At 74.2% G+C, this 13139-nt stretch carries 13 protein-coding genes; 12 read left to right on the top strand and 1 reads right to left on the bottom strand.

The features are described 5' to 3' along the window. The first annotated feature begins 57 nt into the window (after nt 1–57). The 6 genes from obgE (at nt 58) to OG715_RS15665 (ending at nt 6856) form a co-directional block, all read left to right on the top strand. Nucleotides 58–1536: a GTPase ObgE gene (gene obgE, locus OG715_RS15690; protein WP_266269387.1), complete on the top strand. Its 1479-nt coding sequence runs from the start codon at nt 58–60 to the stop codon at nt 1534–1536. 215 nt (nt 1537–1751) lie between these two features. After that, nucleotides 1752–2888, top strand: coding sequence for a glutamate 5-kinase (proB, locus tag OG715_RS15685; RefSeq protein ID WP_266269386.1), 1137 nt, complete (start codon nt 1752–1754; stop codon nt 2886–2888). A 141-nt stretch (nt 2889–3029) separates the two neighbouring features. After that, nucleotides 3030–3551, top strand: coding sequence for a hypothetical protein (locus OG715_RS15680; protein WP_266269385.1), 522 nt, complete (start codon nt 3030–3032; stop codon nt 3549–3551). A gap of 103 nt (nt 3552–3654) precedes the next feature. Then, nucleotides 3655–4977, top strand: a complete 1323-nt coding sequence (locus tag OG715_RS15675; protein ID WP_266269384.1) for a glutamate-5-semialdehyde dehydrogenase — start codon at nt 3655–3657, stop codon at nt 4975–4977. Nucleotides 4978–5078: 101 nt separating this feature from the next. After that, on the top strand, nt 5079–5666 hold the full coding sequence (locus OG715_RS15670) for an SCO2584 family spore wall biosynthesis protein (RefSeq protein WP_266269383.1): 588 nt from the start codon (nt 5079–5081) through the stop codon (nt 5664–5666). Between the two features lie 125 nt (nt 5667–5791). Beyond that, on the top strand, nt 5792–6856 hold the full coding sequence (locus OG715_RS15665) for an SCO2583 family membrane protein (protein ID WP_266269382.1): 1065 nt from the start codon (nt 5792–5794) through the stop codon (nt 6854–6856). A 171-nt stretch (nt 6857–7027) separates the two neighbouring features. On the opposite strand, the gene OG715_RS15660 is transcribed toward OG715_RS15665, so the two are convergent. Further along, complete coding sequence (locus OG715_RS15660; protein ID WP_266269380.1) at nt 7028–8149, bottom strand: M48 family metallopeptidase; 1122 nt, start codon at nt 8147–8149, stop codon at nt 7028–7030. Between the two features lie 378 nt (nt 8150–8527). Here OG715_RS15660 and OG715_RS15655 point away from each other — a divergent pair, with 378 nt between their 5' ends. The 6 genes from OG715_RS15655 to OG715_RS15630 all read left to right on the top strand — a co-directional run bounded on the left by OG715_RS15655 (nt 8528) and on the right by OG715_RS15630 (nt 12967). Further along, nucleotides 8528–8674, top strand: a complete 147-nt coding sequence (locus tag OG715_RS15655; protein ID WP_266269379.1) for a hypothetical protein — start codon at nt 8528–8530, stop codon at nt 8672–8674. A gap of 163 nt (nt 8675–8837) precedes the next feature. Next, on the top strand, nt 8838–8996 hold the full coding sequence (locus tag OG715_RS15650; protein ID WP_167349791.1) for a hypothetical protein: 159 nt from the start codon (nt 8838–8840) through the stop codon (nt 8994–8996). A 111-nt stretch (nt 8997–9107) separates the two neighbouring features. Beyond that, a complete protein-coding gene (gene nadD / locus OG715_RS15645; protein ID WP_266269378.1) occupies nt 9108–9740 on the top strand; it encodes a nicotinate-nucleotide adenylyltransferase in 633 nt (210 codons plus the stop codon). Nucleotides 9741–9758: 18 nt separating this feature from the next. Further along, nucleotides 9759–11666 (top strand): LCP family protein, encoded by a 1908-nt coding sequence (locus OG715_RS15640; protein WP_266269377.1) that lies wholly within the window; start codon nt 9759–9761, stop codon nt 11664–11666. Between the two features lie 186 nt (nt 11667–11852). After that, a complete protein-coding gene (gene rsfS, locus OG715_RS15635) occupies nt 11853–12323 on the top strand; it encodes a ribosome silencing factor (protein ID WP_266269375.1) in 471 nt (156 codons plus the stop codon). Beyond that, on the top strand, nt 12320–12967 hold the full coding sequence (locus OG715_RS15630) for a histidine phosphatase family protein (protein WP_266271685.1): 648 nt from the start codon (nt 12320–12322) through the stop codon (nt 12965–12967). Before rsfS ends, OG715_RS15630 begins: the two co-directional genes overlap by 4 nt. The last annotated feature ends 172 nt before the right edge of the window (nt 12968–13139 follow it).

The following is a 13139-nucleotide window of genomic DNA, read 5'->3' as shown; positions in this document are numbered from 1 at the left end:
CCCACCCTTCATGCTTTACAGGTAGAACACTGACTTCTTCGCACTGGAGGCACACCCATGACCACCTTCGTGGACCGCGTCGAACTTCATGTCGCCGCGGGCAACGGGGGCCACGGCTGCGCCTCCGTGCACCGCGAGAAGTTCAAGCCGCTCGGCGGCCCGGACGGCGGTAACGGCGGGGACGGCGGCAGTGTCGTCCTCACCGTGGACGCGCAGGTCACCACCCTGCTCGAGTACCACCACTCGCCCAAGCGCAAGGCCACCAACGGCAAGCCCGGTGCCGGCGGCAACCGCACCGGTGCCCTCGGCCAGGACCTCGTGCTCCTCGTGCCGGACGGCACCGTCGTCCTGGACCGCGAGGGCAACGTGCTCGCCGACCTGGTCGGCCACGGCACCAGCTTCGTCGCCGCCCAGGGCGGCCGCGGCGGCCTCGGCAACGCCGCGCTCTCCTCCGCCCGCCGCAAGGCGCCCGGCTTCGCGCTGCTCGGCGAGCCCGGCGACGCCCGTGACATCGTCATGGAGCTCAAGTCCGTCGCCGACGTCGCCCTGGTGGGCTACCCGAGCGCCGGCAAGTCCTCGCTGATCTCCGTGCTCTCCGCCGCGAAGCCGAAGATCGCCGACTACCCCTTCACCACCCTGATCCCCAACCTCGGCGTGGTCACCGCCGGCGACACCGTCTACACCATCGCCGACGTCCCCGGGCTGATCCCCGGCGCCAGCCAGGGCCGGGGCCTCGGCCTGGAGTTCCTGCGCCACGTCGAGCGCTGCTCCGTCCTGGTCCACGTGCTGGACTGCGCCACCCTGGAGCCCGGCCGCGACCCGCTGACCGACCTGGAGACCATCGAGGCCGAACTCTCCGAGTACGGCGGCCTCGACGACCGTCCGCGACTGGTCGCCCTCAACAAGATCGACGTGCCGGACGGCCAGGACATCGCCGACCTGACCCGCGCCTCCCTGGAGGAGCGCGGCTACCGGGTCTTCGAGGTGTCGGCCGCCTCCCGCAAGGGCCTGCGCGAGCTCAGCTTCGCCCTGGCGCAGATCGTCGGCGAGGCCCGCGCGGCCAAGCCGCTGGAGGAGTCCACCCGGATCGTGCTGCGGCCCACCGCCGTCGACGACGAGGGCTTCACGATCATCGAGGAGGACGGCGTCTTCCGCATCCGCGGCGTCAAGCCGGAGCGCTGGGTCCGCCAGACCGACTTCTCCAACGACGAGGCCGTCGGCTACCTCGCCGACCGGCTGGCCCGCCTCGGCGTCGAGGACAAGCTGTGGAAGGTCGGCGCCCACGAGGGCGACACCGTCGTCATCGGCTCGGACGAGAACTCCGTCGTCTTCGACTGGGAGCCGACCATGGCCGCCGGCGCCGAGATGCTCGGCCGCCGCGGTGAGGACCACCGCATGGAGACCCAGCGTCCGGCCGTCGACCGCCGCCGCGAGAAGCAGAAGGGCCGGGACGCCGCCGAGGCCGAGTACCTCGCCTTCGAGGCGCTCTCCAGCGGCCGCCAGGCCTCCATCGAGGGTGACGACGAGGACAGCTGAGTCCCCGCCGCGAGCCTCGCGAGCCCCCGCCGCCCCGTCAACGGGCGGCGGGGGCTCGCGCGTTGACGGGGCGCCGGGTGGAGCGGACCCGCCCCGCGGGCCGTCCGGCGGCTGGAACGCGGTGCGGGCCGGGCGGCCCGATCGCGTAGATTGCGGGGGATACGGCCGGGCCGGGCCCGCCGCCAGCGCACCACACCGGAAGGGCGAGACCCGAGATGAGCGAGGACGAACTGCGGGCGGAGGTGCTGACCGCCCGGCGCATCGTCGTCAAGGTCGGCTCCTCCTCACTCACCACCGCCGCCGGCGGCATCGACGCCGACCGGGTGGACGCCCTCGTCGACGCGCTCGCCAAGGTCCGCACCCGCCCGGACGCCCCCGAGGTGGTGCTCGTCTCCTCCGGCGCCATCGCCGCCGGCCTCGCCCCGCTCGGCCTGGAGCGGCGGCCCAAGGACCTCGCCCGCCAGCAGGCCGCCGCCAGCGTCGGCCAGGGCCTGCTGATCGCCCGCTACACCGCCTCCTTCGCCCGCTACGGGCTGCGCGTCGGACAGGTCCTGCTCACCGCCGAGGACGCCAGCCGCCGCGCCCACTACCGCAACGCCTACCGCACCCTGGACCAGCTGCTGGCGATGGGCGCGATGCCGGTCGTCAACGAGAACGACACCGTCGCCACCGCCGAAATCAAGTTCGGCGACAACGACCGGCTGGCCGCGCTCGTCGCCCACCTCGTCCGCGCCGACCTGCTCGTGCTGCTCTCCGACGTCGACGGCCTCTACGACGGCGATCCCAGCCGCCCCGGCAGCAGCCGGATCGCCCGGGTCGCCGGCCCGCACGACCTCGACGGCGTCGAGATCGGCAGCGCCGGCAAGGCGGGCGTCGGCACCGGCGGCATGGTCACCAAGGTCGAGGCCGCCCGGATCGCCACCGGCGCCGGCATCCCGGTCGTCCTCACCGCCGCCAGCCACGCCGCCGACGCGCTCGCCGGCCGCCCCACCGGCACCCTGTTCCTGCGCACCGGCAGCCGCTCCTCCGACCGGATGCTCTGGCTCGCCCACGCCAGCAGCCCGCGCGGCACCCTGCACCTGGACGCCGGGGCCGTCGAGGCCGTGGTCTCCGGCGGCGCCTCGCTGCTGCCCGCCGGGGTCACCAAGGTCGACGGCGAGTTCGCCGCGGGCGATCCGGTGGACCTTCTTGCCGAAAACGGCCACATCGTGGCGCGCGGACTGGTCAACTTTGATGCGAGGGAGTTGCCCCGCCTGCTCGGCCGGTCCACCCGGGACCTCGCCCAGGAGTTCGGCGCCGCCTACGAGCGGGAGGTCGTCCACCGCGACGACCTGGTCGTCCTGCGCGGCTGACCCGCCGTCGGACCGCCGGGAACAGGGGCGGCTCCGTGCGGGGAGCACGCCCGGCCACGGGCGAGGAGGGGCGCGGTCGGATCCGCGTCGGCCGGGGCCGGCGGGCACGACGACACGACATCGCCGAACAGGAGGCCGCCGGTGGAACGCAGGCGCGAGGCAGCGCTGACCGGAGGAACCGCGGGCCGACGGCTGACCAGCATCGACGGCGGCGGGGACGAGTGCCCCGGCGGACCGGCCGGTCCGCCGGAGGGTCCCGGCACGGTGCGCCGGCTCCCGACGGAGCGGCGCACCTCGGCCGAACCGCCCGCCGCGCCCGACCAGGCCCGGCTCTGGCACGTGGTGCTCAGCGTGGCCGGACCGGTCACCCCGCTGACCGAGCTGCGGGCCGGGCTGGAACGGCTGGCGCACGACCACTCGTTCTTCCTGACCGCCCGCTACGCCGCCGACCACGCCGAGATCCGCTACTGGGAGCAGGCCCGGGACCTGCACGACGCGGCGGCGATCGCGCTGCGGCTGTGGGGCGAGCACAAGGCGACGGCCAAGCTGCCGCCGTGGGAGATCGTCGGCCTGGAGGTGGTCGACCGGGCGACCTACCACAAACGGGTCGCCGAGGGCTTCGCCGGCCCGCCCCCGCAGCTGGGCGGCGTCCACCCCTACTGACCCCCGCCGAGGGCCGGACGGCGCTGCGACAGGGGCCGGGAACGGCGTCTCACCGGGCGAAACGGGGCGGGGGAGCGGCGACGGCCTCCACTACCCTGGGCGCATGAGCAGCGTCCCCGCCTCCGCCGACAGCCCCGTCCTCGCCGTAGCGCGCCGAGCCAGGGAGGCCGCCGCCGCGCTCGCCCCGGTGCCGCGCGCCGCGAAGGACGCCGCGCTGCGGGCGATCGCCGACGCCCTGGTCGCCCGCACCGCCGAGATCACCGCCGCCAACGCCGAGGACGTCGACCGGGCCCGCGCGGCCGGCACCCCCGAGTCGGTGGTCGACCGGCTCACCCTCACCGAGGAGCGGATCGCCGCCATCGCCTCCGACGTCCGCGACGTGGCCGGCCTGCCCGACCCGGTCGGCGAGGTCGTCCGCGGCTACACCCTGCCCAACGGCCTGGACGTCCGTCAGGTCCGGGTGCCGCTCGGCGTGGTCGGCATCATCTACGAGGCCCGCCCCAACGTCACCGCCGACGCCGCGGCGCTCTGCCTGAAGTCCGGCAACGCCGTGCTGCTGCGCGGCTCGGCCTCCGCCTACCGCTCCAACACCGCCCTCGTCGCCGTGCTGCGCGACGCCGTCGCCGGGGCCGGGCTGCCGGCCGACGCGATCCAGCTCGTCCCCGGCGAGAGCCGGGACTCCGTCCAGGAGCTGATGCGCGCCCGCGGCCTCGTCGACGTGCTCATCCCGCGCGGCGGCGCCTCGCTGATCCGTACCGTCGTCGAGGGCTCCACCGTCCCCGTCATCGAGACCGGCACCGGCAACTGCCACGTCTACGTGGACGCCGAGGCCGACCTCGCGATGGCCGTCGGCATCCTGCTCAACTCCAAGGCCCAGCGGGTCAGCGTCTGCAACTCGGCCGAGACCCTGCTCGTCCACCAGGACATCGCCGACGCCTTCCTGCCGCTCGCGCTCGCCGCGCTCGCCGGGGCCGGGGTCACCGTGCACGGCGACGAGGCGGTGCTCAAGGCCGCGGATGGCACCGGCGCCACCGTGCTGCCCGCCACCGACGAGGACTGGGAGGCCGAGTACCTGTCGTACGACATCGCGGCCGCCGTCGTCCCGTCGCTGGACGCCGCCGTCGCGCACATCCGCCGCTGGACCTCCGGCCACACCGAGGCCATCGTCACCGGCTCGCAGACCGCTGCCCGCCGCTTCACCAAGCTCGTCGACTCCACCACGGTCGCCGTCAACGCCTCGACCCGGTTCACCGACGGCGGTGAGTTCGGTTTCGGCGCCGAGATCGGCATCTCCACCCAGAAGCTGCACGCCCGGGGCCCGATGGGCCTGCCCGAGCTGACCAGCACCAAGTACATCGTCACTGGTGACGGCCATGTCCGGGGCGAGGCGACGCAGACCGTGGGCGGCGCCGCCGACGCCGGCTGAACCCGCCCCGTTCGGGGCCCGGCAGCCCCGCCGTCACACGGGCGACGGACCAACTGGCCCGAGCCCCAGACAAATCGCCCGCCCGGTAATACGCTGAATCCGTGGCTGACGATGTGGGGGGCTTGCCGTACCCCGACGGTGCCGACCACGGTGGTGCGGACGACGAGTTCGCCACCGTGGTCTTCGACGAGGCGTTCGTCCGGTCCGCCGCCGTGCACGAGCCGACGGCCAAGGAGCGGCAGCTCGCCGCTGCCGAGGCCCGTCTCGAGCCGGACGCGGCCGGACCCGGCTGGGGCTTCGAACCCCCGGCCCCGGACGGACTGCCACTGGAGCTGCGCCCGTACCCGAGCCGGCTCGACGACGACCGCCTCTACCCCGATCCGTGGTCCGGCCCCGGCCGGGCCGGCGGACGGCGCTCGCGGCGCTGGCGCCCGGGCGGATTCGACCCGATCGGCGCCGGTCGCGGCCGGTACGTCGCCCAGCAGCGCTGGCACCGGCCGGTGGCCTGGGTGCTCGCCGTGATCATGGGCGTGAGCCTGGTCGCGGTGGCCGTCGCGGCGATCTACCAGGGCGTGGGCGGGGCCGGCGGTACCCCTCAGCGGCCCGGGTCCGGCAGCAGCAGTGCCGGGGTCGACCCGGCGCCGCCGCCGGCCGAGCCGTCGCTGGTGGTCACCGGCCCGGCGGGCTGAGCCACTGCCCGGCGGGCGGGCCGGTCCGGCGCGCCCCGGGGCGGCTGCCACCGGTCACGGAGAGCTTCCGGTGATCTGCCGCAGGACCCTCGTGGCCGAGCGGGGATGCGCCTTACCCTGGTGTCATGGGTGACCCGCGCGAGCCTCCGGAGGGTGCGCCCGACGGTGGTTCGGGGAACGAGGACGAGTACCGGTCCGTCGTGTTCGACGAATCGTTCGTCCGGGCTGCCCGGATCCAGGAGCTGTCCGCGCGCGAGCGGCTCTCCGGCTCCTTCGCCCGCGCCACCCGGCCCAAGGTCCGGCTGGGGCCGCTGGGCAGTGTGCCCCGGCAGGCGCTGGCCCTGCTGCTGGTGATCCTGCTGGCCTTCGGCGCCGCCGTGTACTTCGGTGTCACCTCGCCGACCCGGCCCACGGCCCGGCCCCAGGGCAGCCAGCTGACCGTGAGCCTGGTGGCGCTGACCCCGGCCTCGTCGGTCCACCCGGTGGCCGACCCGGCGAACCCGTTCGTGTCCCTGCCACCGGGCTACAGCGACGGCGCGGTCGGACTGGGGACGCCCGCCGGGGCGGCCAGCGGCCACTTCTCCCGGGTCGAGGTGACCAAGGCCCTCGACACCGTGCAGCGCTACCTGGTGGCGTCCTCGCTGTCGCCCGCCGTGCTGGTGCAGGGGGCGACCGCGGAGGTGCGGGCCTTCGTCACGCCCGGTGAGCAGGCCCAGTTCGACGCGAGCGTGCTCCAGCCGACCGACGACCGCCACCACGCGCTGACCGGCTGGCTGGTCCGCTTCGACCCGGGACAGGTCGCGCTGGCCGCCGACACCGTGAAGGTGGCCGGGGCGATGCGGATCGACGAGGCGGACAGCGGCACCCTGCGGATCACCACCGACCACACCTTCGTCTACGCGCTGAAGGCCGCCGGGGCACCCGCCGGGGCGCCGGTCACCCTGGAGACCGTGCGGCGGCAGCTGACCTTCGAGTTCGACCGGATCGACCTGGCGGCGGCGCAGCTGCGGCTGGTCGACTCGGTGCTGCAGGCCGGTCCGGCGCCGTGCGACGGCTCGCTGGCCGGGGTGGTGCAGCCGGTGCTGGCCGGGACGGATCCCGCCGCTCCGCCCGGCGGGCCGTCGGCGGTGGACCCGGGCAACCATGCCCGGCCGGCCTGGCAGGTGTGCGGGGTGCTGGCGGGCGGCTGAGCGCCCCGGCTCCTCGCGGGGCGGGCGGTCGGACGGTGGGATGGCGGACGGACGGACGGACTGGCGGCGGGTGGTCGGTGGGCGCGGCCGGTGGGCGTGGCCGGAACCCCCGGCGGCCCCCGGTCGGTGTGACCGGGGGCCGCCGGGGCCCGCCGCAGGGCGGGGCCGGGCTCAGTTCGTCCCGGACGCACCGCCGTTGCCGCCGTCGCCGCTGCCGCTTCCGTTGGAGCCGTTGCCGTTGCTGGAACCGTTGCTGGAGCCGTTGCCGCCGGCGCGGGCCCCGGTGAAGGTGTCGCGGAGCTTGCCGCCGACCGTCGCCGCGCCGCCCGCGACATCGCGGATCAGGCCCATCAGCGGGTCCTTGCTCTCCTTCACCGAGGTCGTGTAGTGGTCGGCCGCCGCCCGCCACTGGTCGCCGACCGAGGTGTTGGGGTCGTCGGTGCGGCGCGGGTAGGCGCCGGCCAGGATGGAGCGGTAGTCCTCGCTCTCGGCCCACTTCTTCAGCTGGGCGACCCGGACCACCGCGAACGGGTGGCTCTGCGGCAGCACCTGCAGCAGCTTGAGCACGCCGTCGCGCAGGTCGCCGGCCTTCTCGTACTCCTCGGCCTGCTCCAGGAAGGCGTCCACGTTCATCTCGGCCAGGTTGTGGCCGCCGGCCAGCTTCATCAGCGCCCGCATCGAGGCCTGGAGGTCCTGCCCGGCGAGCAGGCCGGCCCGGTCGCTGGAGAGCTCGGCCTTGCGGAACCACTCCTTGAGCGCGGTGACGATCGCCATGATCGCCAGATTGCCGAGCGGCACCCAGGCGATCCGGGCGGCGATGTTGGTGAGGATCATCAGCATCGTCCGGTAGACCGCGTGGCCGGACATCGCGTGACCGACCTCGTGGCCGATCACCGAGCGGAGCTCCTCCTCGTCCAGCAGCTCGACCAGGCCGCTGGTGACCACGATCACCGGCGTGTCGATGCCGATGCAGAACGCGTTGACCGCCGGGTCCTGGCTGACGTAGAGGTCCGGCACCTTGTCGAGGTCGAGCACGTAGGCCGCGTCGCGCACCATGCCGTGCAGTTCGGGGAACTGCCGCTCGGAGGTCTTCACGGCGGTGGCCAGGAACATCAGCCGGATCGAGCGCTCGGAGACCAGGCCGGCGAGCTTCTTCAGCACGTCGTCGAAGCCGGTGAGCTTGCGCAGCGCGACGAGCGCGGAACGGTCGGCCGGGTGCTCCCAGGCCCGGGTGGAGATCTCCGGGAAGCGCTGGCGGCGCCGGCTCGGGGTCTTCGCGATCGGGTCGGTCATGGTGTGAGTACCTCCTGTCGACGGCGGCCCCGGCAACCGGCCGGCCCCCGCTGGTCCTTCGCCTGTAACGACTGTCTGTGCAACGTCCGTGGTTGCGTACTCGTCCCCGCGGCCACCCTACGTGTCGCCGGGAGCCCGTCCGGGGCCGCCTCGGGGGCCGGTTCGGGCCCGGCGCCGGAGGCCCTCCGCGGGCCCGTCCGGGGTGCGTCCGGGAACCCGCAGGAGCCTTCCGGGGCCCGTCGGTGCGGCCGTCGGTGCGGCGCGGACGTGTCTGCGGGGGCGGTGGGCGGCCCCGGTGTGAGGGCGGTTTACCCTGAATGCCCGGGGAAAGCCGGGCCACCTCCGGCCTCGGCACCGAGCAGTCCGAGGAGCCCGCCGATGTCCACCGCCGCCCTTGTCAGCCTGGCCACCCCGATCTCCGGGGAGAACGGTCCCGGGCTCTTCCTGCGGATCATCCTGATCTCCTCCTTCGTCGGCGTCGGCCTGCTCGCCTGGATCCTGCTGCGGGCCGGTCGCAACAGCTGACCGTCCCCGCGGCGGAGCGTCCCCGGCCGAGGGCTCACGGCGGTTCAGACGTGGTGGGCCGCCGAGCGGTTGCCCTGTAACCCCCCGTACGATGACGGGTGGGCCCTCACCGGCCCGTACGACACCCCTGTCCGTCATCCGAGCCGAGAAGGTCCCGCCGACCATGAGCACTGCCGCCGCACTCCCTGTCCTGAACCTTCTCGCCAACGAGAGCGAGGGGGGCAACCACGACAGCCTCAACCCGTACCTGACGGGTGGCGCCGCGTTCTTCGTCCTTCTGCTGCTGCTCTTCGTGACCACCCGCTTCAACCGGGACCGCTGACCCGGACGCGACGGCCCGGCCGACGGCGGCCCGGGGTGCGCAACCGCCCCCGGGACGCCCGGCACCCGGCCGTTCCCGCACCGTAACGGGCGTCGCGTAAGGTGTGGCGCCATGGGAGAGCAGACCGGGAGTCCCGGTGTACCGGCGCCGGCGAAGCGTCGTGTCGGCGTCATGGGCGGCACCTTCGACCCGATCCACCACGGGCACCTGGTCGCGGCCAGTGAGGTCGCCAGCGCGTTCCACCTGGACGAGGTGATCTTCGTCCCGACCGGGCAGCCCTGGCAGAAGAGCGACCGCGAGGTCACGCCGGCCGAGGACCGCTACCTGATGACGGTCATCGCCACCGCGGAGAACCCGCAGTTCTCGGTCAGCCGGATCGACATCGACCGCGAGGGACCGACCTACACCGTCGACACCCTGCGCGACCTGCGGGCGCTGCACCCGGACGCCGACCTCTTCTTCATCACCGGTGCGGACGCGCTCGCCCAGATCCTCTCCTGGCGCGACTCCGAGGAGCTCTTCTCGCTCGCCCACTTCATCGGCTGCACCCGGCCGGGGCACGTGCTGACCGACGCCGGGCTCCCGGTGGGCGGGGTCTCCCTGGTAGAGGTCCCGGCGCTGGCCATCTCCTCCACGGACTGCCGCGACCGGGTCGCCAAGGGCGAGCCGGTCTGGTACCTCGTGCCGGACGGCGTGGTCCGCTACATCGACAAGCGGGCGCTCTACGCGCCGCACCGGACCTGATCCCGGAGGGGCCGACGGATGAGCGAGCGCAGGGGACCGCAGGGGCAGCAGCCCGGGCAGCCGGACGACTGGTCGACCGGGCAGTACCAGCCCTACCAGCAGCAGGGCGGCTACGAGCAGCAGCAGTACGACCAGTACGAGCAGCAGCCGGGGATCTACGAGCAGTCGGGGCAGTACGAGCAGTCCGGACAGTACGAGCAGCCCGGGCAGCACCAGCAGTACGACCAGTACGGGCAGCCGGTGCCGTCCGCGCCCTACGGGCAGGGCCAGTACGGCTACCAGGACCAGTACCAGCAGCAGGGCTACCAGCAGGGCTACGAGCAGCCCCGGGAGCAGTCCGGCCAGTCCGGCCAGTACGGGCAGCAGCCGGCCCAGGGGTACCAGCAGCAGGGCGGCTACGGCTACCAGGACCAGTACCAGCAGCAGGGCTACCAGCCGTACGAGCAGCCGCAGGAGCCCGCGCAGCCGCAGTCCCCGGCGCAGGCGTACGCGACCGCTCCGATGCCGGCCGTCGTCGAGCCGGAGCCGGCCGCGCCCGCGGCCCCGGTCGCCCCGCGGGCCCGGGTGCCGCGTCCCGCCGCCGCCGGGCCGGCCGCCCCCGCCCGCCCCGAACCGCCGTCCGAGCAGGTCGGCGGCTCCCGCACGGCCCGGTCCAGGACCGCCGGCGGCGCCGAGGACAACTACGCCACCGGCGAGTTCGCCTTCGTCGAAGAGGAGGAGGCGGAGCCCGAGGACGTCATCGACTGGCTCAAGTTCGCCGAGTCCCGCAGCGAGGTGCGCGCCGAGCGCCGCCGAAAGCTCCGCAACCGGCTGATCGGCCTCGTCGCCGTGGCCGCGGTCGCCGGTGCCGGCGCCGGCGGCTACCTCTGGTTCACCCGCGACAAGGGCGACTCCGCCACCGCCGCCGCCGGTCCGCGCCAGGTCAACGTCGTCCACCTGCGCGACCTCCAGGGCAAGGTCTCCAGCGCGCTGCTGGTCAACGACAGCGCGGGCAAGAAGGGCACCGTGCTGCTCCTGCCGGACACCCTGCGGCTGCCCGGCCCCGGCGACCCGCCGGTCACCACCGTCGGCCAGGCCATGGACTCCCTCGGCGCCTCCGGCACCCGGGACGGCCTGACCACCGTGCTCGGCGCCCCCGTCGCCGGCACCTGGCGGCTCGACACCCCCTACCTGGAACTGCTGGTCACCCAGCTCGGCGGTGTCCGGGTGGACACCGACGCCGAGATCCACGAGGGCGGCAAGCCCGACGGCAAGGTGCTCGCCGCCGCCGGGAAGAACACCCTGCTCGGCGGAAAGGCCGCGGTCGGCTACGCCACCCTCCAGAACGCCGGTGAGAGCCGGGACGCCCAACTCGCCCGCTTCGGCCAGGTGATGGACGCGGTGGTGCGCACGATGCCGGTCGTGTTCAAGGACGCCAAGGACGACGTGCACCGGATGAACGCGGTGCTCGACCCCTCCCTGCCCGAGGACGCGCTCGCCGGAGTGCTCGCCCAGCTCGCCCAGCAGTCGAAGGACGGGCAGTTCGGCACCGCCACGCTGACCGTCAAGCCGGACGGCTCGCTGGACGAGGCCACCGCCGGCAAGCAGGTCAAGGACGTGCTCGGCGGCACCGTGAAGTCCGCGACCAGCGCCGACGCGCCGGCCAGGGTCTCCGTCCAGGACGCCTCCGGCAACGACCTGGCGGCGCCCGCCGCCCAGGTCCAGGTGGTCAACGCGGGCCTCACCTTCGTCCCCGGCGGGGCCAAGGCCGCGCCGCAGGCCGCCAGTGAGATCCGCTACACCGACGATGCCCGGCAGGCGGCCGCGAAGTCCCTGGCGACCAGCCTCAACCTGCCGGAGACGGCGGTGAAGAAGGTCACCGACGCCCAGAACGCCGACCTCGTCGTGGTGCTCGGCAAGGACTACGCGCCGCCGAAGGCGCCGTAGGGGTTCGCCCGGCCCCGGCCGCCGCAGGGGCGCCCCGCGCGCCCCTGCGGCCCGCCCCGGGTCGGCCCACGGCCCGGCCGTCCCGGAAAACGGTTCCGGGACCGCCGGGGCGGCGTGAGATCCTGGAAGGCGATCCCCGCGCCCCGTGCGCCGGGCGACCCCAAGCAGCCGAGCCGGAAGTACATCGTGACCGCCACTGAGCACAGCCAGGAACTCATCAACGTCGCCGCCCAGGCGGCGGCCGACAAGCTGGCCCACAACATCGTCGCGTTCGACGTCAGCGAGGTGCTGTCGATCACCGACGCCTTCCTGATCGCCTCCGCGAGCAACGACCGCCAGGTCCGTTCCATCGCCGAGGAGATCGAGGACCAGCTGCGCGAGAAGCTGGACATCAAGCCGGTGCGCCGCGAGGGCGAGCGCGAGGGCCGCTGGGTCCTGCTCGACTACCTCGACATCGTCGTGCACGTCCAGCACTCCGAGGAGCGCTCCTTCTACTCGCTGGACCGCCTCTGGAAGGACTGCCCCGAGCTGCCGCTGCCGGAGGACGCCATCGCCTCCCGCAACCGCCCCGACGCCCACGCCGACGCGGCCGGCAACGCCCTGGCCCCGGCCGAGCAGGCCCCGGCGGACGACTTCGGCGCCGAGGACTACAGCTGAGCCGGGAGGCGCGAGGTCCGCGCATCGTCTTCTGGCGGCACGGCCAGACCTCCTGGAACCTCGAATCGCGCTTCCAGGGCACCACGGACATCGAGCTGACCGAGGAGGGCGTGCTGCAGGCGCGGCGCGCCGCCCGGCTGCTCTCCGGACTGCGCCCTGACCTGCTGGTCTCCTCCGACCTCTCGCGGGCCCGCCGTACCGCCGACGAGCTGGCCGGGGTGACCGGCCTGGACATCCAGCACCACGAGTGCCTGCGCGAGACCTATGCCGGTTCCTGGCAGGGGCTGACCAACGCGGAGATCCGCGAGCGCTACCCGGAGGAGTTCGCGGCCTGGGCGCAGGGCGAACCCGTCCGGCGCGGCGGCGGCGAGCTCGCGACCGAGGTCGCGGACCGCGCGGTGCCGGTGGTGCTCGACGCGGTCGGCAAGCTGCCCGAGAACGGCACCCTGGTGGTGGTCAGCCACGGCGGCACCATCCGCACCGTGCTGGGGCGGATGCTCGGCCTGGAGCCGGAGCTGTGGGAGTGCTTCGGCGGGCTGTCGAACTGCTGCTGGTCCGTGCTGGGCCTCGGCACGCGGGGCTGGCGGCTGCTGGAGCACAACGCCGGCACCCTGCCGCAGCCGGTCATCGGCGACGACACCTGAGCGGTCCGGACACCGTCCGGACGGTGTCCGGGTGGTGCCCGGGCACGGTCGGGACGGTGTCCGGGCGATGTCCGTCGCGGTGTGCCCGGTCGAGGGCGCGGAGCGGGTGCGGAGCGGGGCCGGAAAGGGCGGATTTCGCAGTTCCGGGTCCGACCGGTTAGAGTTTTCCTCG

Source organism: Kitasatospora purpeofusca, assembly GCF_036010405.1.
GTDB lineage: Bacteria > Actinomycetota > Actinomycetes > Streptomycetales > Streptomycetaceae > Kitasatospora > Kitasatospora purpeofusca.
The sequence above is the reverse complement of the archived record's forward strand: the minus strand, read 5'-3'. Positions and strand labels throughout refer to the sequence as shown.